Annotated in this window: 11 protein-coding genes; 10 read left to right on the forward strand and 1 reads right to left on the reverse strand. The window is 74.2% G+C overall.

What is annotated here, in order from left to right:
• The first annotated feature begins 71 nt into the window (after window positions 1-71).
• The 8 genes from SCATT_RS20415 to SCATT_RS20450 all read left to right on the forward strand — a co-directional run bounded on the left by SCATT_RS20415 (window position 72) and on the right by SCATT_RS20450 (window position 12,194).
• Window positions 72-2,408 (forward strand): putative bifunctional diguanylate cyclase/phosphodiesterase, encoded by a 2,337-nt coding sequence (locus SCATT_RS20415; RefSeq protein ID WP_014145038.1) that lies wholly within the window; start codon window positions 72-74, stop codon window positions 2,406-2,408.
• 121 nt (window positions 2,409-2,529) lie between these two features.
• Window positions 2,530-2,826 (forward strand): Asp-tRNA(Asn)/Glu-tRNA(Gln) amidotransferase subunit GatC, encoded by a 297-nt coding sequence (gatC, locus tag SCATT_RS20420; RefSeq protein ID WP_014145039.1) that lies wholly within the window; start codon window positions 2,530-2,532, stop codon window positions 2,824-2,826.
• Window positions 2,827-2,831: 5 nt separating this feature from the next.
• Complete coding sequence (gatA, locus tag SCATT_RS20425) at window positions 2,832-4,325, forward strand: Asp-tRNA(Asn)/Glu-tRNA(Gln) amidotransferase subunit GatA (RefSeq protein WP_014145040.1); 1,494 nt, start codon at window positions 2,832-2,834, stop codon at window positions 4,323-4,325.
• Window positions 4,322-4,564 carry a hypothetical protein gene (locus tag SCATT_RS20430; RefSeq protein WP_014145041.1) on the forward strand — a complete coding sequence of 81 codons (243 nt, stop codon included), beginning with the start codon at window positions 4,322-4,324 and terminating at the stop codon, window positions 4,562-4,564. The genes gatA and SCATT_RS20430 overlap by 4 nt, the downstream gene beginning before the upstream one ends.
• A gap of 21 nt (window positions 4,565-4,585) precedes the next feature.
• On the forward strand, window positions 4,586-6,097 hold the full coding sequence (gene gatB, locus SCATT_RS20435; protein WP_014145042.1) for an Asp-tRNA(Asn)/Glu-tRNA(Gln) amidotransferase subunit GatB: 1,512 nt from the start codon (window positions 4,586-4,588) through the stop codon (window positions 6,095-6,097).
• Between the two features lie 294 nt (window positions 6,098-6,391).
• Window positions 6,392-8,644, forward strand: coding sequence for an MMPL family transporter (locus SCATT_RS20440; protein ID WP_014145043.1), 2,253 nt, complete (start codon window positions 6,392-6,394; stop codon window positions 8,642-8,644).
• A 179-nt stretch (window positions 8,645-8,823) separates the two neighbouring features.
• Window positions 8,824-9,006: a hypothetical protein gene (locus tag SCATT_RS20445; RefSeq protein WP_014145044.1), complete on the forward strand. Its 183-nt coding sequence runs from the start codon at window positions 8,824-8,826 to the stop codon at window positions 9,004-9,006.
• A 59-nt stretch (window positions 9,007-9,065) separates the two neighbouring features.
• Entirely contained in the window at window positions 9,066-12,194 is a 3,129-nt protein-coding gene (locus SCATT_RS20450) for a helix-turn-helix transcriptional regulator (RefSeq protein WP_014145045.1), read from the forward strand.
• A 201-nt stretch (window positions 12,195-12,395) separates the two neighbouring features.
• Here the strand turns inward: SCATT_RS20450 and SCATT_RS20455 are convergent, their stop codons facing one another.
• Complete coding sequence (locus SCATT_RS20455) at window positions 12,396-13,439, reverse strand: aldo/keto reductase (protein WP_014145046.1); 1,044 nt, start codon at window positions 13,437-13,439, stop codon at window positions 12,396-12,398.
• Between the two features lie 131 nt (window positions 13,440-13,570).
• Here SCATT_RS20455 and SCATT_RS20460 point away from each other — a divergent pair, with 131 nt between their 5' ends.
• On the forward strand, window positions 13,571-14,533 hold the full coding sequence (locus SCATT_RS20460) for a 2-hydroxyacid dehydrogenase (protein ID WP_014145047.1): 963 nt from the start codon (window positions 13,571-13,573) through the stop codon (window positions 14,531-14,533).
• Window positions 14,534-14,822: 289 nt separating this feature from the next.
• Window positions 14,823-17,687, forward strand: a complete 2,865-nt coding sequence (locus SCATT_RS20465; protein ID WP_014145048.1) for a putative bifunctional diguanylate cyclase/phosphodiesterase — start codon at window positions 14,823-14,825, stop codon at window positions 17,685-17,687.
• Window positions 17,688-17,955: the final 268 nt, after the last annotated feature.

The raw sequence follows: 17,955 nt of genomic DNA on the forward strand, positions 1-17,955 counted from the left end.
CCGGGCATCAGTCTTTCAGCCGGGCGTGGCTACCCATGGGCGCAGCACCCCCGGCTGTGAGAGGGACGGGCATGAAACCGACGGAGAACGCCGGACCGGCGCCGCGCCAGCGGTGGTCCGCCGTACCGCTGGTGCCCCCGGCGGTGCTGCGCGGAGCAGTGGTGACCGCCGCGGCACTGGCCTTTGCGATAGGCGTGGCGCACGCGACGGTGCTCGGGCACGCCCTTTTCCCGAGCGCCGCCCCGGGGTGGTCGCTGGCGGTGCTGACCGGCATCATCGTCGGCCACCTCGTCGCCCTGGGCCGCGACCGCTGGTGGGGCGGCACCGGATCGGGCGCCGCGCTCACCGTGGCGGTGCTGCTGCTGTACGGCTGGGTGCCGGCCGTGCTGGTCAGCCTGGCGGTGGTGGTGCTGGTCGGCGCCGCCCGCCGGCACCGGTGGCGACAGGCGCTGCTGCACGGCGCGGTGGACGTGCTCGGCATCGCCGCCGCCGCCGCGGTGCTGGCCGCCACCGGACACCATCCTTCCGTGGAGCACCCCTGGCGGCCGGAGAGCTGGACGCTGCCGGCGCTGCCCGCGGTGGTGGTCACCGCCATGTGCTACCTCGCGGCTACCCGCGCGCTGCTGTGGTATTCCCTGGCGCCGCGCACCGGCGGGCTGCCGTCCATGGCCCGCACCGCGTTACTCAGGCAGGCGCTGGTCGGTGTCGCCCTGCTGGGCATCTCCCCGCTGATCGTGGCGGTCGCCGACCGGATGCCGATGCTCCTGCCGCTGTTCTCGGTGCCGTTGATCGCCCTGGACTCCACGCTGTGGATCGCCCGGGCCCGCGCCGAGGAGCAACTGCGCGACCCGCTGACCGGCCTGCCGAACCGTCAGTGGCTGCTGGAACGCACCTGGTCCGCCCTGGACCAGGCGGAACGCAACGGGGAACGCGCCGCCCTCGTCCTGATCGACCTCGACCGCTTCCGCTCGGTCAACGACACCCTGGGCCATCTCGCCGGTGACCGGCTGCTCCTCCAGATCGCCGAACGGCTGCGGCTGGCCCTGCCCCGCGGCGCCGAGGCGGCCCGGCTCGGCGGCGACGAGTTCGCCGTGCTGCTCCCCGGCTGCGACTCGCCCACCCGGGCCCAGCGGGTGGCCCGCACCCTGGTGGCCGCCCTCGGCTCCCCGCTCAACCTCGACGGCCTCACCCTCGTCCTGGAGGCCAGCGCCGGCGTCGCCGTCTTCCCCGACCACGCCGTCGACGCCGAGGGGCTGCTGCGCCGCGCCGACGTGGCGATGTACGAGGCCAAACGGGGCCGCAGCGGCGTCGAGGTCTACGAGGCCACCCGGGACGGCAACACCCCCGACCGCCTCGGTCTCCTGGGCGACCTGCGCCGCGCCATCGACCACGGCGACGTCGAACTGCACTACCAGCCCAAGGTCGGCTTCGACGGCAGGGTCGCCGGGCTGGAGGCGCTGCTGCGCTGGGTCCACCCCGAGCGCGGCCGGGTCAGCCCCGAGGAGTTCATCGCCATCGCCGAGTCCTCCGGGCTGATGCCGCAGCTGACCGAGTACGTGCTGGAGACCGCGCTGGCCCAGGTGGCCCGCTGGCGCGCGATGGGCATCGAGGTGCCGGTGGCGGTCAACGTCTCGCCGCGCGACGTGCACACCCCCGGCTTCGCCGGGTCGGTCGCCGCCCGGCTGGCCCGGCACGGGGTGCCGCCGGCCGCGCTCCAGCTGGAGATCACCGAGCACGTCCTGCTGGAGGACCCGCAGCGGGCCGCCGACACCCTGGCGGGGCTGACCGGGCACGGGGTGAAGATGTCGCTGGACGACTTCGGCACCGGGTACTCCTCGCTGGTCCACCTGCGCCGGCTGCCGGTGAGCGAGCTGAAGATCGACCGCTCCTTCGTGGCCCGCCTCGTGGTGGACAGCGAGGACGCGGCGATCGTGCGCTGCACGGTGGACCTCGCCCACTCCCTCGGGCTGCTGGTGGTCGCCGAGGGCGTCGAGGACGACGAGACCTGGGAGCACCTGCGGGACCTGGGGTGCGACGCCATCCAGGGCTGGCTGGTGGCCGCCGCCATGCCGCCCGAGGAGGCCACCTCCTGGCTGCGCAGCCGGGCGGTGAGCGGCTGGCAGCGCGGTGAGCGCCCCGCCGCCGTACCCTCCGCCGCCGTACCCTCCGCCGCCGTCGCGCCCGCCCCCGTTCCCCCCGCGCCCGTCCCTCCCGTGCCCGCCACGCCGCTGCCGCCCGCCGCCGCCGTGCCGCTGCCGTCCGCGACCGAGTCCGCGTCACGCCACCCGGCCGCCGCCGAACCGCAGCCGCGTCCGGCCGGACCGGTGGCGGGCGGTGCCCAGGGACAGCCGGTGAAGCGGTCCGCGGGACCGGTGGCCAACCGTTCCTCCGGCCAGGTGGTGAACTGACGGCACCCGGGCGCCGGCCGGCCCGCCCCGCGGGGCCGCCGGTAACCGTTTCGCCCCGGGGAGGGCCGCCGCCATAGGATTGGCGCGAAAACTCACCACACTCACCCTTGAGGATCGCCGCATGCCTGGCATCACGCGCGAGGAGGTCGCCCACCTCGGCCGGCTGTCGCGTCTGGAGCTGAAGGACGAAGAGCTCGACCACTTCGCCGGACAGCTCGACGAGATCATCGGCGCGGTCGCCCGCGTCGCCGAGGTGGCCACCGAGGACGTCACCCCGACCTCCCACCCGCTGCCGCTCACCAATGTCATGCGCCCGGACGTGGTCCGTCCGTCGCTGACCCCGCAGCAGGCCCTGTCCGGTGCGCCGGCGCAGGAGCAGCAGCGCTTCAAGGTGCCGCAGATCCTGGGGGAGGACTGACCGACATGACGGATCTGACCAGGCTCACCGCCGCCGCCACCGCCGAGAGGATCGCCTCCGGCGAGGTCTCCGCGGTGCAGGTCGCCGAAGCCCATCTCGCCCGGATCGACGCGGTCGACGAGAAGGTGCACGCCTTCCTGCACGTCGACCGGGAGGGCGCGCTGGCGCAGGCCCGCGCGGTGGACGCCAAGCGCGCGGCCGGCGAGGAACTCGGCCCGCTGGCCGGCGTCCCGCTCGCCCTGAAGGACATCTTCACCACCGTGGGCGTGCCGACCACCGTCGGCTCGAAGATTCTCGAAGGGTGGATCCCGCCCTACGACGCCACGCTCACCCGCCGGCTGAAGGAAGCCGGCGTGGTCATCCTCGGCAAGACCAACATGGACGAGTTCGCCATGGGGTCCTCCACCGAGAACAGCGCCTACGGCCCCACCGGCAACCCGTGGGACCTCACCCGGATCCCCGGCGGCTCCGGCGGCGGTTCCTCGGCCGCGCTCGCCTCGTTCCAGGCGCCGCTGGCCATCGGCACCGACACCGGCGGCTCCATCCGCCAGCCGGCCGCCGTCACCGGCACCGTCGGCGTCAAGCCGACCTACGGCGCCGTCTCCCGGTACGGCATGGTCGCCTTCTCCTCGTCGCTGGACCAGGGCGGCCCGTGCGCCCGTACCGTGCTCGACACCGCGCTGCTGCACGAGGTGATCGCCGGCCACGACCCGCTCGACTCCACCTCCATCGACGCCCCCGTCCCGCCGGTGGTCGCCGCCGCCCGCGCCGGTGACGTCAAGGGCATGCGGATCGGCGTGGTCAAGGAGTTCGCCGGCGAGGGCTACCAGGCCGGCGTGATGCAGCGGTTCACCGAGTCGGTGGAGCTCCTGCGCGAACTGGGCGCCGAGATCGTCGAGGTCTCCTGCCCGTCCTTCGAGTACGCGCTCGCCGCCTACTACCTGATCGCGCCCAGCGAGTGCTCGTCCAACCTGGCCCGCTTCGACGGCCTGCGGTACGGCCTGCGGGCCGGCGACGACGGCACCCGGTCCGCCGAGGAGGTCACCGCGCTCACCCGCGAGGCCGGCTTCGGCCCCGAGGTCAAGCGCCGCGTCATCCTGGGCACCTACGCGCTCAGCTCCGGCTACTACGACGCGTACTACGGCTCGGCGCAGAAGGTCCGCACCCTGATCACCCAGGACTTCCAGCGGGCCTTCGGCGACGTGGACGTGCTGGTCTCGCCGACCACGCCGACCACCGCGTTCCCGATCGGGGAGCGGGCCGACGACCCGATGGCGATGTACCTCGCCGACCTGTGCACCATCCCGTCCAACCTGGCGGGCAACGCGGCGATGTCGCTGCCGTGCGGGCTCGCCCCCGAGGACGGCCTGCCGGTCGGCCTCCAGATCATCGCCCCGGCCATGGCCGACGACCGCCTCTACCGTGTCGGTGCGGCCGTGGAGGCCGCCTTCACCGCACGCTGGGGCCACCCGCTGCTTGAGGAGGCACCGACCCTATGAGTGGAAAGCTCCAGAAGGCCAAGAACTTCAAGAAGTCCAAGCCCGGCACCTACCTGTCGATCGGCACCACGCTCTTCGGCGCGGTCAGCGTGATCAAGCAGGCCCGCACCGCGCGCGGCGAGGCCGACACGCTCAAGCTGGTCGACGCACTGGTCAGCGGGGCCGCGATCGTCACCGGGGTGGCCCTGCTCGTCCGCGAGCTGCGCCGCTTCGACAGCGACGACGTGCTCGCCGGCTGACGGGTCAGAAAAGGAAGCAACGTGACTGTCACTGACGAGCTGGTGTCGTACGAGGACGCGCTCGCCTCGTACGACCCGGTGATGGGTCTCGAGGTCCACGTCGAGCTGGGCACCCGCACCAAGATGTTCTGCGGCTGCTCCACCGAGCTGGGCGCCGAGGCCAACTCCCAGGTCTGCCCGGTCTGCCTGGGCCTGCCCGGCGCGCTGCCGGTGGTCAACGAGACCGCGGTGGAATCGGCGATCAAGATCGGCCTGGCGCTCAACTGCGAGATCGCGCAGTGGTGCCGGTTCGCCCGGAAGAACTACTTCTACCCGGACATGCCGAAGAACTTCCAGACCTCGCAGTACGACGAGCCGATCGCCTTCGACGGCTACCTGGACGTCGCGCTGGAGGACGGCGAGGTCTTCCGGGTGGGCATCGAACGCGCCCACATGGAGGAGGACACCGGCAAGTCCACCCACATCGGCGGCGCCACCGGACGCATCCACGGCGCCTCGCACTCGCTGCTGGACTACAACCGGGCCGGCATCCCGCTGATCGAGATCGTCACCAAGCCGATCACCGGCGCCGGCGATCGGGCCCCCGAGATCGCCCGCGCCTACGTCGCCGAGCTGCGCGAGCTGATCCGGGCGCTGGGCGTCTCCGAGGCCCGGATGGAGATGGGCCAGCTGCGCTGCGACGTCAACCTGTCGCTGCGCCCCAACGGCACCGAGAAGTTCGGCACCCGTTCCGAGACCAAGAACGTCAACTCGCTGCGCTCGGTGGAGCGGGCGGTGCGCTTCGAGGTCATGCGCCACGCGGCGGTGCTCGGCTCCGGCGGCACCATCGTGCAGGAGACCCGCCACTTCCACGAGGACACCGGCTCCACCACCTCCGGCCGGATCAAGGAGGAGGCCGAGGACTACCGGTACTTCCCGGAGCCCGACCTCGTCCCGGTGGCCCCGTCCCGGGAGTGGGTGGAGCAGCTGCGGGCCGGGCTGCCGGAGCTGCCGCGGGTGCGCCGTGAGCGCCTCAAGGAGCGGTGGGGCATCTCCGACCACGAGATGCAGTCGGTGCTCAACGCCGGCGCCATCGACCTGATCGTGGCCACCATCGACGCCGGCGCCCCGGCCGACCAGGCCCGCAAGTGGTGGATGGGCGAGCTGGCCCGGCGGGCCAACGAGGACGGCGTGGAACTTGCCGCGCTGCCCATCACCCCGGCCCAGGTCGCCCGGATCACCGAGCTGGTCGCCGAGGGCGCGCTCAACGACAAGCTGGCCCGCCAGGTCATCGAGGGCGTGCTGGCCGGCGAGGGCGCCCCGGACGAGGTGGTCGACAAGCGCGGCCTGAAGGTCGTCTCGGACGAGGGCGCGCTCACCGCCGCCGTCGAGGCCGCCATCGAGGCCAACCAGGGCGTCGCCGACAAGATCCGCGGCGGCAAGGTGGCCGCGGCCGGCGCGCTGGTCGGCGCGGTGATGAAGGCCACCCGCGGCCAGGCGGACGCCGCCCGGGTGCGCGAGCTGATCCTGGCCAAGCTGGGCGTCCAGGGCTGAGCCCGAGGCAAGAGCCGCCAGGGCGGTCCTCCCGAACGGGGAGGGCCGCCCTTCGCGTTTCCGCTGCCGAATGCGACGCCATTCCGGCATTCCGTTTCCGGTATTCCGATGGGAAATGCAACGGCTTTCCGCGATTCACCTGCCACGCCCGGAAGTTCCCATGCCGAGGCCCTTGTGAGGAAGGGCACGAAAGCCCCCAACGATCTTGCCGTCCTGTCACAGTTGACCGCTGAAGGTGATGCGTTCTTTCCCGGAACTTTCCCGAAAGTTCCGCACATGACAAGAAAGCTGTACATGGCCGCAATAGCCAAGTGGTGCCTGCGCCGCCGCTTCGCCGTCATCATGCTCTGGCTCGCCGCGCTGGCCGGTGTGACCGGCGCCGCACTCGCCGCCGGATCCGCGTATTCCAACAGCTACGAGGTCCCCGGCACCGAGGCCGGCAAGGCGGCCTCCCTGCTCGGCTTGGCCTTCCCCGGCCGCGCGGGCTCCTCGGACACCATCGTGTGGCACACCACCGACGGCGGCTCGGTGCGCGCGCTCGGCGTCGAACAGCGGATGACCCACACCCTGGACACCGTCCGCCACCTGCCCGGGATCACCTCGGTGACCAGCCCGTACGGGCCCGACGGCGGCGGGCAGATCAGCAAGGACGGACGCACCGCCTACGCCACCGTCACCTTCGGCCAGGACACCGACCACCTCGGCGCCGGCCAGGTGAAGCCGGTGGTCTCCACCGCCAAGTCGGCCGCCGGACCGGGCCTTCAGGTCGAACTCGGCGGCGACGCCATCGGCATGGCCCAGCCCACCAGCACCCACCTCAGCGAGCTGATCGGCATCGCGGTGGCCGGCGCGGTGCTGCTGGTGGCCTTCGGCTCACTGGCCGCGATGTCGCTGCCGATCGCCACCGCCGTGGTGAGCGTCGGCACCGCCGTCATGGGCATCCAACTCCTCGGCCACGTCATGACCATGGCCAGCTTCGCCCCCATGCTCGGCACCCTGATCGGGCTGGGCGTGGGCATCGACTACGCGCTGTTCATCGTCACCCGGCACCGGCGCGGGCTGCGCCGGGGGCTTGCGGTCGCCGACGCCGCCACGCGGGCGGTGGCCACCTCGGGGCGGGCGGTGGTCTTCGCCGGCGGCACCGTCTGCGCCGCCGTGCTCGGCATGTTCGTGCTGCGGCTGAGCTTCCTCAACGGGGTCGCCATCGCCGCAGCGCTCACCGTGCTGCTCACCGTGGCCGCCTCGGTGACGCTGCTGCCCGCGCTGCTCGGGGTCATCGGCGACAAGGCGCTCAGCCGCCGGGAACGCCGCCGGCTCACCGAACACGGCCCGCAGCCGGAGGTGCCCACCGGCCTCGCGGCGCGCTGGTCGGCCTTTGTCGAACGCCACCCCAAACTCCTCGGGTGCGTGGCCGCCGCCGTCATGCTGGTCTGCGCGCTGCCCACCCTCTCCCTCCACCTCGGCACCTCCGACCAGGGCAACGACCCGGCCGGCTCCACCACCCGCAAGGCGTACGACCTGGTGGCCGAGGGGTTCGGGCCGGGTGTCAACGGTCCGTTGCAGGTGGTCGCCGACACCCGGGGCGACGCCGCCGGCAAGGTCGCCCTCGACCGGCTCACCGACACCCTGCGCGACACCCACGGGGTGGCCGCCGTCTCCACCGGCACCGACGCCGCCTCCGGCGACATCCAGGTGGTCACCGTCGTCCCCACCGGCGCCCCCCAGTCACAGACCACCAGCGACCTCATCGACCGGCTGCGCCACGACGTCATCCCCCGGGCCGAGCAGGGCACCGGACTCAAGGTCTACGTCGGCGGCGAGACCGCGGCCTACGACGACTTCGCCTCGGTGATCGTCGGCAAACTGCCGCTCTTCGTGGGCGTGGTGATCTCCATGGGGTTCCTGCTGCTGATGGCGGCCTTCCGCAGCCTGGGCATCCCGCTGAAGGCCGCGGTGATGAACGTGGCCGCGGTGGCCTCCTCGTTCGGCATCGTGGTCGCCGTCTTCCAGTGGGGCTGGGGGAGCGAACTGCTCGGGCTGGGCCGGGCCGGGCCGATCGAACCGTTCCTGCCGGTGATCATGGTCTCGGTGCTCTTCGGCCTCTCCATGGACTACCAGGTCTTCCTGGTCAGCCGGATGTACGAGGAGTGGCTGGAGACCCGGGACAACCGCCGGGCGGTACGCGTCGGGCTCGCCGAGACCAGCCGGGTGATCAACTCGGCCGCGGTGATCATGATTTCGGTCTTCCTCGCCTTCGTGCTCAGCGGTGACCGGGTGATCGCGATGTTCGGCATCGGGCTGGCCGCGGCGGTCGCGCTCGACGCGTTCGTGCTGCGGACGCTGCTGGTGCCGGCGCTGATGCACCTGCTGGGCCGCGCCAACTGGTGGCTGCCCGGCTGGCTCGACCGCCGGCTGCCCAGGCTGAGCATCGAGCCCCGGGAGCGCCTGGAGGAGCCGGTGGCCCCGGCCCCGGTTCCCACGCCGACCCCGCTCACGCCGCCCGCCGGGCGTCCCGTCCCGGGCGACGCGGTGGGCCCGGCGGCCTGACCGGCGCCCGCCTCTCTGAGGCCCTCGCCGTCCGCCGTACGGCACCCGGTCCGGCGTCCTAAGGCCCCGGGCCCGGGGAAGATCGGGAACTCGCCCGATGCGGCACCACCCCCTGGGGGACGAGGCTCGTACCCGTCGATCCGAACGGAACGAGTCACGATCACCCAGGGGGTTTTCCCATGTACCACGGCGAGTTGGAACACCGCGTCCGCGAGGCCGAGCTGCGCCGGGCCGCCGACAGCTGGCGCCGGGCCCGCGACGTGCGGGCCACGGGCAGCGGATCCGCACGGGCCGGAAGGCGGGTGAGAACAGGCGGCGCCGCCGCCCGGCTCCGGTCGCTGCTGCGGCAGCGGGCCGCGTGACCCGCCCGGGGACGACGGCCCCGCCGTCGCCGCCACCGGCCCCCACGGGGGTGGAGCCGGTGGCGGCGGACGGCGGGGCCGTCCGCGCGCCGGAATCCCCGGGCACCGGCTCGCACCCCTGTGCGATGCTCTCACCTGTGCAGACACAGTCCGTCTCCCCGGTGTTCGTCGGCCGCGACCGCGAGCTGACCGTCCTGCGCGCCGCGCTCGACCGGGCCGGCGCCGGTGAGCCGCAGGCGTTGCTCGTCGGCGGCGAGGCCGGGGTGGGCAAGACCCGGCTGCTGGAGGAGTTCCTGGCCGCCGCGTGCGCCTCCGGCGCGGCCACCGCGGTCGGCGGCTGCGTGGAGATCGGCGCCGACGGCCTGCCCTACCAGCCGGTCTCCGGCGCCCTGCGGATGCTGCACGGCGCCCTCGGCGACGAACTGCTGCGCGCCGCGGCCGGCTTCGAGGACGACCTGGTCCGCCTCCTGCCCGACCTCGCCGAGAACCCCGCGCCCGCGCCCCGCGGACCGGAGTACCCCGACGAGTTCGGCCGCGCCCGGCTTTTCGAGCTCACCGCCCGCCTGCTGGAACGCATCTCGGCCGAACGCACCGTCGTCCTCGCCATCGAGGACCTGCACTGGGCCGACCGCTCCACCCGGGAACTGCTGGCCTACCTCTACCGCGCCCTGCACCGCGCCCGCCTGGTGGTGGTGGCCACCTACCGCACCGACGACATCCACCGCCGCCACCCGCTGCGCCCCTTCCTCGCCGAACTCGACCGGCTGCGCACCGTCCAGCGCCTGGAACTGCCCCGGCTCAGCCGCGACGAGGTGCGCCGCCAGATGGCCGGCATCCTGCACTCCGAACCCGACCACGCCCTGGTGGAGCGGGTCTTCCGACGCTCCGACGGCAACCCGTTCTTCGTCGAGGAGCTGGCGTGCAGCATCCACTCCGGATGCGCCACGGGCCTGAGCGACTCGCTGCGCGACCTGCTGCTGGTACGCGTCGAGGCGCTGCCGGAGGACGCCCAGCGGGTGGTACGGGTGGCCGCCGAGGGCGGCTCCCGGGTCGAACACGCCCTGCTCGCCGCGGTCGCCGGGCTCGCCGACGACGACCTCGACGAGGCGCTGCGGGCCGCCGTCGGCGCCAACATCCTGCTGCTCGCCGACGGCGGCGACAGCTACCGCTTCCGGCACGCCCTGGTCCGCGAGGCCGTGGTCGACGACCTGCTGCCCGGCGAACGCAGCCGCGTCAACCGCCGCTACGCGCAGGCGCTGGAGGAGCGGCCCGGCCTGATCTGCGCCTCCGACCGGCCGGCCCGGCTGGCCAGCTACTGGTACCACGCCGGCGACGCCCGCAAGGCGCTCCCCGCCGTCCTGCGCGCCTCCGTCGAGGCCCGCCGCCGCCACGCCCACGCCGAACAACTCCACCTGCTCCAGCGGGCGATGGAGTTGTGGGACGACGTCCCCGACGCCGAACGCGACCAGCTGCCCGCGGCCTGCGTCACCGAGGCCTACCCGCCGGTGACCTCCGGCCCGGACGGCGACCCGGCGGTGAGCGACGCCCGTCCGCACTACCTCGACCTGCTCGCCGAGGCCGCGGTCGCCGCCCGCCTGTCCGAGCAGCGGGAACGCGGTCTCACCCTGGTCAAGCAGGCGCTGCGGCTGGTGGACGCCGACCGCGACCCGGTGCGCGCCGCCTGGTTCTGGACCCAGCGCTCCCGGCTGGTCAAGGGGCTCGGCCGGGGCGACGGCCGGGAGGAGCTGGCCCGCGCCGAGGAGCTGGTGTGCGGGGTGCCGCCGTCCGCGGTGCACGCCGACATCCTGGTGCAGATCGCCGGCTGGGAGATGTGCCACGTCCCCGGCGAACGGACGCTGTCCACCGCCGAACGCGCCGTGGAGCTGGCCCGGCTGGTCGGCGCCGCCGACGTGGAGCTCAACGCCCGGGTCACGCTGGCCACGCTGCGGGTCGCCTCCGGCGAGGCCGACCGCGGCATCGCCGAACTGCGCGAGCTGGCCCGGCGCGCCGAGGGCCGGGCGGACACCCGCGCGCTGGGCCGGGCCCACCTCAACCTCACCCACGTCCTGGAGGCCACCGGCCGCTCCGCCGAGGCGGTGGCCGCCGCCGAGGAGGGGCTGAAGGCGGCCGGCGCGGCCGGCGTCCACAACGACGCCTTCCTCACCGCCAACCTCGCCGAATCCCTGACCTCCCTGGGCGAGTGGGAACGCGCCGCCACCTTGCTCGGCAGCGCCCACGACAACGTGCGCCACGCCGGCACCCGCGGCTTCCTCACCCTGCGCTCCGCCCATCTGGCGCTGCTGCGCGGCGAGTTGGACGAGGCCGAGCGACTCCTCGGCCAGGTGCGGCAGAGCGCCGCGCGGCTCGGCGCCGAACCGCAGGTGCTGGTGCCGGTGGCCGAGGCGGAGCTGGGCATCGCCGCCGACCGGGGCCGCTACGACCAGGCCCGCGCGGTGCTGCGCGACGCCCTGGCGGTGCCGCCGACACTCGGCCACCATGCGTACTGGTGGCAGCTGCTGGTGCGGGCCGCCGCCGCGGAGGGGGACGCGCGCGGGCTGCCCGGCATGGACGCCGAGCGGGACGGGATCCTCGCGCTGCTGCGGCTGCGGGGACGCGCCCTGGTCACCGACGCCCCCGTGTGGGTGGCCTGGTCCCGCTGGTTCGACGCCGAACTGGCCCGGGCGGACGGCCGCGACGACCCCGCCCGCTGGGCCGAGGCCGCCGCCGGCTTCGCCCCGTTGCACCGCCCGTACGCGCTGGCCCGGGTGGGCTACCGGTGGGCCGAGTCGCTGCTGGCCGGCGGCGCCCCGGACCGCGAACGGGCTGCCGCGCTGCTCGGCGAGGCGCACGCCACGGCCGGCCGGCTCGGCGCGCGGCTGCTGCGCCAGGAGACCGAACTGCTGGCCACCCGCGCCCGCCTCCCGCTGTCCGGCGCCCCGGCCTGCCCGCACCACCCCGCCACCCGCGCCGACGACCTCGGGCTCACCCCCCGCGAACGCGACGTGCTGCGCCTGGTGGCGGCCGGCCGCACCAACCGCGCCATCGCCGAGGAACTGTTCATCTCACCCAAGACCGCCAGCGTCCACGTCTCCAACATCCTTGCCAAACTGGGGGTTTCGGGCCGGGGCGAGGCGGCGGCGGTGGCCCACCGGCTGCGGCTGTTCGGGGTGGACGCGGCGGCGGGGTGACCCGGCCGGGGCCGCCCCCACCGGCGCACCGAGGCGTCCCGGCAGCGCACCGGCACCCCGGGCGCCCGGGGCGTGCCCCCAGCCACCCGGCCGCACCCCACCGCCGGCACCAGGGCCGCCGCCCGCCCGCGTGGACCCGGCGCATCCGGCCGCACGGCCACGCGCCGCGTACGCCCGCACGCACCGCGCGCGCCGGCCGCGTCAGTCCCAGGAGCCCAGCGCCGGCGGCAGCCCGGCGATCTCCGCGAGGTCGTCCGCCCCGAGGCGGACGCCGGCCGCCGCGGCGTTCTCGGCGGTCCAGCGCTCCTTCTTGGCCCCCGGGACCGGCACCACGTAGGGGCCCTGGGCCAGCACCCAGGCCAGGGCGATCTGGGCGGGGGTGGCGCCGTGCCGGGCGGCGACCCGGCGCAGACCGGCCACGATCGGCTGGTTGGCGGCCATCATGTCGGCGGTGAAACGCGGGTGCCGGGCCCGCACGTCGTCCGGCTCGAACCCCTGCCCGGGGGTGAGGGTGCCGGTGAGGAAACCGTTCCCCAGCGGCATCGCGGCGAGGAACCCGACCCCCCGCGAGGCACACCACGGCAGCAGGTCGCACAACGCCTCCGGCGACCACACCGACAACTCCGCCTGCACGCACGCCACCGGGAACACCTGCTGGACGCGTTCGAGCCGGTCGAGGGTGTCCGCGTACGGGCCGGGGCGGACCGGGTCGGCGCGGCGCGCGGCGCCACCGCTGCGGCGCGCGCCCCGGCGGGGGTACCCCACACGGGCGGCGCCCACCGCGCAGAACCCCAGCGCGCGCACCTTGCCCGCCGCCACCAGCTCCGACATCGCGCCCCAGGTGTCCTCCACCGGCACCTCCGGATCGACCCGGTGCAGCTGGTACAGGTCGATCACATCGGTCTGCAACCGGCGCAACGAGGCGTCGCAGGCCCGCTTGACGTACCCGGGGCGGCCGTTGGCCACGATGTGCTGCTCGCCGACGAGCAGCCCGCACTTGGTGGAGACGAACGCCTCCCGCCGCCGCTCCCTGAGCACCCGCCCCACCAGCAGCTCGTTGGTGAACGGGCCGTACATGTCGGCGGTGTCCAGCAGCGTGGTGCCGGCGTCCAGCGCCGCGTGCACCGCCCGCAACGACCGCTCGCCGTCCCGCTGCGAGGTGGTGTACGCCCAGCTCATCGGCATGCAGCCCAGCCCCACGGAGCCCACTTCGAGAGCTGCCGCACCGATCGTCCTGCGCTCCACCTGGCCCCGTCCTCCTCCTTCGCCCCCCAAGTCCCCCGAGGGGCGACCCCCAAGGTAACGTCCCGGTCCGGTCCACCCGGACCGGCCCTGTCGGTCACCTCGTCGCATAGCCTCCTGACATGGCTGACCGCATGGCTGACCACCCCCGTCCGACGCCCCCCGCACCCGGCGCCCGCCCCGTCGTATGGCTCCCGGTCGACCCCGACGAGGTGGGAGAACTCCCGCCCGGCCCGCTCTACCTGCGCTGGGACGGCGACGAACCGTTCCCCGCCGACCCGGCCGGCGCCGACTTCTACGTCCCGCCGTACATGAAGGCCGCCGAGGTGGCCACCCGGCCGCTGCGCCACGGCGCCCGGCCGCGCGTCGTGCAGACCCTCACCGCCGGCGTCGACCACGTCCTGCCCGCCCTCCCGGCCGGCACCGTGCTGTGCAACGCCCGCGGCGTCCACGAGACCAGCACCGCCGAACTCGCGCTCACCCTCACCCTCGCCGCGCTGCGCGGCATCCCCCGGTTCGTCCGCGGCCAGGACGCCGAACGCTGGTACGCCGGCGTCTACCCGGCGCTCGCCGACCGCACGGTGCTGATCGTCGGGTACGGCGCGATCGGCGCGGCCGTCGAGGACCGGCTCGCGCCCTTCGAGTGCGCGCGGGTCCTGCGCGTCGCCCGCGCCGCGCGCACCACCGGCCGCGGCCCGGTGCACGCCCTGTCCGAACTCCCCGCCCTGCTGCCCCGCGCCGACGTGGTGATCCTCACCGTGCCGCTCACCGAGGACACCCGGCACCTGGCCGACGCCGCCTTCCTGGCCCGGATGAAGGACGGCGCCCTGCTCGTCAACGTCGCGCGCGGCCCGGTGGTGGAGACCAAGGCGCTCCTCGCCGAGCTGGAGTCCGGCCGGCTGACCGCCGCCCTCGACGTCACCGACCCCGAACCGCTGCCACCCGGCCACCCGTTGTGGCACGCCCCCGGCGCCCTGATCAGCCCGCATGTGGGCGGCAGCACCTCGGCGTTCTGGCCGCGCGCCCGACGGCTGCTCCGCGGCCAGCTCGAACGGTTCGTCCAGGGGCGCCCGTTGGAGAACGTGGTGGCCGGCTGAGCGCGCTCCGCGCCCGCCGTCATCACCTGGAGGTACCGTTCGAACGCGCTACGCAACCGGCAACACCCTTATGGTTACTGTGCGTAGATCACCTATGTCCCAGTGTGACGGCTCTGGTGTATCGTCCCGAGCGGGGGTGCGCCAGGCGGGCCGACCAGCCACGGCCGGTGCACCGGATGCGGGCTCTGGACGGATCAGGACGCCAGGGGGATGACGGGGCGATGTGCGGCCTATGGAGACTTCAACCAACACGAAGCGGCAGGTCGGCACGGCTGCGGCAGGCGATCTCATGAGCGCCACGGGGGCCGTGTGCTCCGGTCCGGCCAACGCCGCCCGGCCCGCCTCCCGCGTGCCCCACCTCGTGGTCGTCCTGCTCTGCGGCGGGTACGCCGTCGGCGCCGCCCTCGGCTGGGGGACCCCCGCCGTGGCGCTCTTCATGGGCGACTTCGGCCTCGCCGCCGCCGCGCTCGCCGCCTGCCTGTCGTGCCTGTGGCACGCCCGCACCGTCTCCGGGCGCGCCCGCCCGGCCTGGGTGCTCTTCGCCGGCTCCTCCGCGATGGTGGCCGCGGGCAACGGGGTGTGGGGGTGGTACGAGGTGGTGCTGCGCCAGCCGGTGCCCCGGCTGTCCGCCGCCGACTTCTGCTTCCTGCTCTTCGCCCCGCTGGCCATCGTCGGCCTGCTGGTGCTCGCCAACCGCCCGGTGAACAAGGCCGGATGGATCTGCCTGGGGCTGGACGCCTGGCTGATCGGCGGCTCGCTGGTCACCTTGACCTGGAGCCTGGCGCTGGCCCGCACCGCCGAGTGGGACGGCCGCAGCACCCCGCGGGTCGCCCTCTCGCTGGCCTACCCGGTCTTCGACATCCTGCTGGTCTCCATGGTGCTGGCGCTCCACTTCCGCCGCTTCCGGGGCAGCCGCCCGGCGGTCAACACCGCCATCGGCGCGCTGGCGGTCACGGTGCTGTGCGACGCCCTCTTCACCTCGCCGATGCTGCGCGAGCACTACCACTCCGGGCAGATCCTGGACGCCGGCTGGTTCGCCGGCAGCATGCTCCAGGCGTACGCCCCCTGGGTCGGCGGACGCTCCGGCGCCCGCGGCGGAACGCGCGGCGACCACCCGCGCCGCCGCTCGGCCGGCACCTTCGCCGCCCTCACCCCGTACCTGGCCGCCGGGGTCTGCACGCTGGCGATCCTCATCGACCTGCTCGACGGCCGCAAGATCGACCGGGTGATGCTCTTCACCGGCTGTACGGTCGCCCTCGTCCTCGTCGTCCGCCAGGGCATCATGCTGCTGGACAACATCGCGCTCACCCGCGAACTCGCCGAGGCCGAGAACCACTTCCGCTCCCTGGTGCAGGGCTCCAGCGACGTCATCATGATCGCCGCGCCCAGCGGGGTGCTGCGCTACGTCTCCCCGGCCGCCAAGGGCGTCTACGCGCGTGATGCCGAGGAGATGATCGGCACCGAGCTGGCCTCGCACATCCACCCCGACGACCTCGGCCGCGTCCTGCACGAGGTGCGCCGCTTCCTCGCCGCGCCCCCCGAGCAGGAGCCCGCCACCCGCATCGAGTGCCGGATCCGCTCCGGCGACGGCGGCTGGCTCAACGTCGAGTCCTCGGTCAACCGCTACCAGGGCGGCCTGATCTTCAACAGCCGGGACGTCACCGAACGCGTCCGCCTCCAGGCCCAGCTCCAGCACAACGCCTCCCACGACCCGCTCACCGACCTGCCCAACCGCGCGCTCTTCACCGAGCGCGTCGGCCAGGCGCTCAGCGGGCGCCGCGCCGACGACGGCCAGGCCGCCGTGCTCTACATCGACCTCGACGGCTTCAAGGCGGTCAACGACACCGTGGGCCACCAGGCCGGCGACGAACTGCTGATCCAGGCCGCCCGCCGGCTCTCCGAGTCGGTGCGGGCCGGCGACACCGCGGCCCGGCTCGGCGGGGACGAGTTCGCCGCCCTGATCTGCGGCGGCGCCGACGAGCTGGGCGTGCGCGAACAGCAGATACTGGAGATCGCCGAACGGCTGCGGATCACCCTCTCCGAGCCGTACACCGTCACCTGCGGCACCACCGGCCACGGCCGGTCCTCCGGCAGCCACGGCCAGCCGGGCACCACCCAGGTACGGGTCGCCGCCAGCATCGGCGTCGCCTTCGCCGCCCCCGGGGTCACCCCGGCCGAGCTGATGCGCAACGCCGACCTGGCGATGTACCGGGCCAAGTCCAACGGCAAGAACCGCGTCGAGCTGTACGCACCCGCCATGCAGGCCGACGTCACCCGCCGCGCGGAGCTGGCCGGCCGGCTCGGCAGCGCCCTGCGCAACAACGAGTTCACCCTGCTCCACCAGCCCGTGGTGGACCTGGAGACCGGCCGGGTCGCCGCCGTCGAGGCGCTGGCCCGGTGGCGCTCGGCCCAGGGCATCCTGTTCACCCCGGACGAGTTCGTCCGCCTCACCGACCCGCGCGCCGACCGCGGCACCGAGCACGCCGAGGTCACCCGCTGGACGCTGGAGGCCGCAGTGGAGCTGGCCGCCGGACGCCACCGGGCCGGCCACCACGTACCGGTGGCGGTACGGGTGCCGGTCGGCCGGCTGCTCGGCCGCGACCTGCCGCCCGCCGTCGTGGAGTCCCTGCTGGAGCGGTACCACCTGCCGCCCGACGCGCTGCTGGTGGAGATCACCGAGCACGACCCCCGGGTCTGCCTGGACGAACTGGAACGCCGTCTGGTGGCGCTCCGCACCGCGGGGGTGCGGATCGCGCTGGACGCCTCCGGGGCCGGCTTCTCCGGGATGGCCGCGCTGCGCCGGCTGCCGGTGGACGTCCTGCGGCTGGACCGCTCGTTCACCGAGGGCCTGGTGGAGTCGGCCCGGCTGTACAAGATCACCGCGGGGCTGCTGCGGATCGCCCGGGAGCTGGGGGTGCGCACCGTGGCCGACGGGGTGGACCGCCCCGAACAGGTGGTGGCGCTGCGCGAGATGGGGTGTACTCATGGACAGGGCCTGGCCTTCGCCGGCCCGCTGGACGAACCGCGGCTGCACGGCGCCCTGGCTCGCGGTGCCTTCCCGGTACCCCGCCGCCCGGAGCCGGCCGTGGCCACCGCCACCGGCGTCCCGCTCACCGTGGGGCTCTCCGGGCCGGGCAGACAACGCCAGCGGTGACGCCGTACGGGGGTGCGAACCGGGCCCGCGCCCCCGTACCGTCCGGCCGCGGTCCGCTCGCGAACGGTGGCGGACGGACCCCGCGCGACCACATAATGAGACGTGTATCCCACTCACTTGACACCCGCCCCGTTACAAGAGGAAGGTCGAAGCCATGCGCACCCGAATTCTCGTACTTGGAAGGCGCGTCGGCTGACCTGGGGCTCCACCACCGCCCCGACCACAGCACCGGCGCGCTCCCCCTCGCATGCCTAACGGCACGAGGGGT

Origin of the sequence: Streptantibioticus cattleyicolor NRRL 8057 = DSM 46488, from assembly GCF_000240165.1 — a bacterium.
GTDB lineage: Bacteria > Actinomycetota > Actinomycetes > Streptomycetales > Streptomycetaceae > Streptantibioticus > Streptantibioticus cattleyicolor.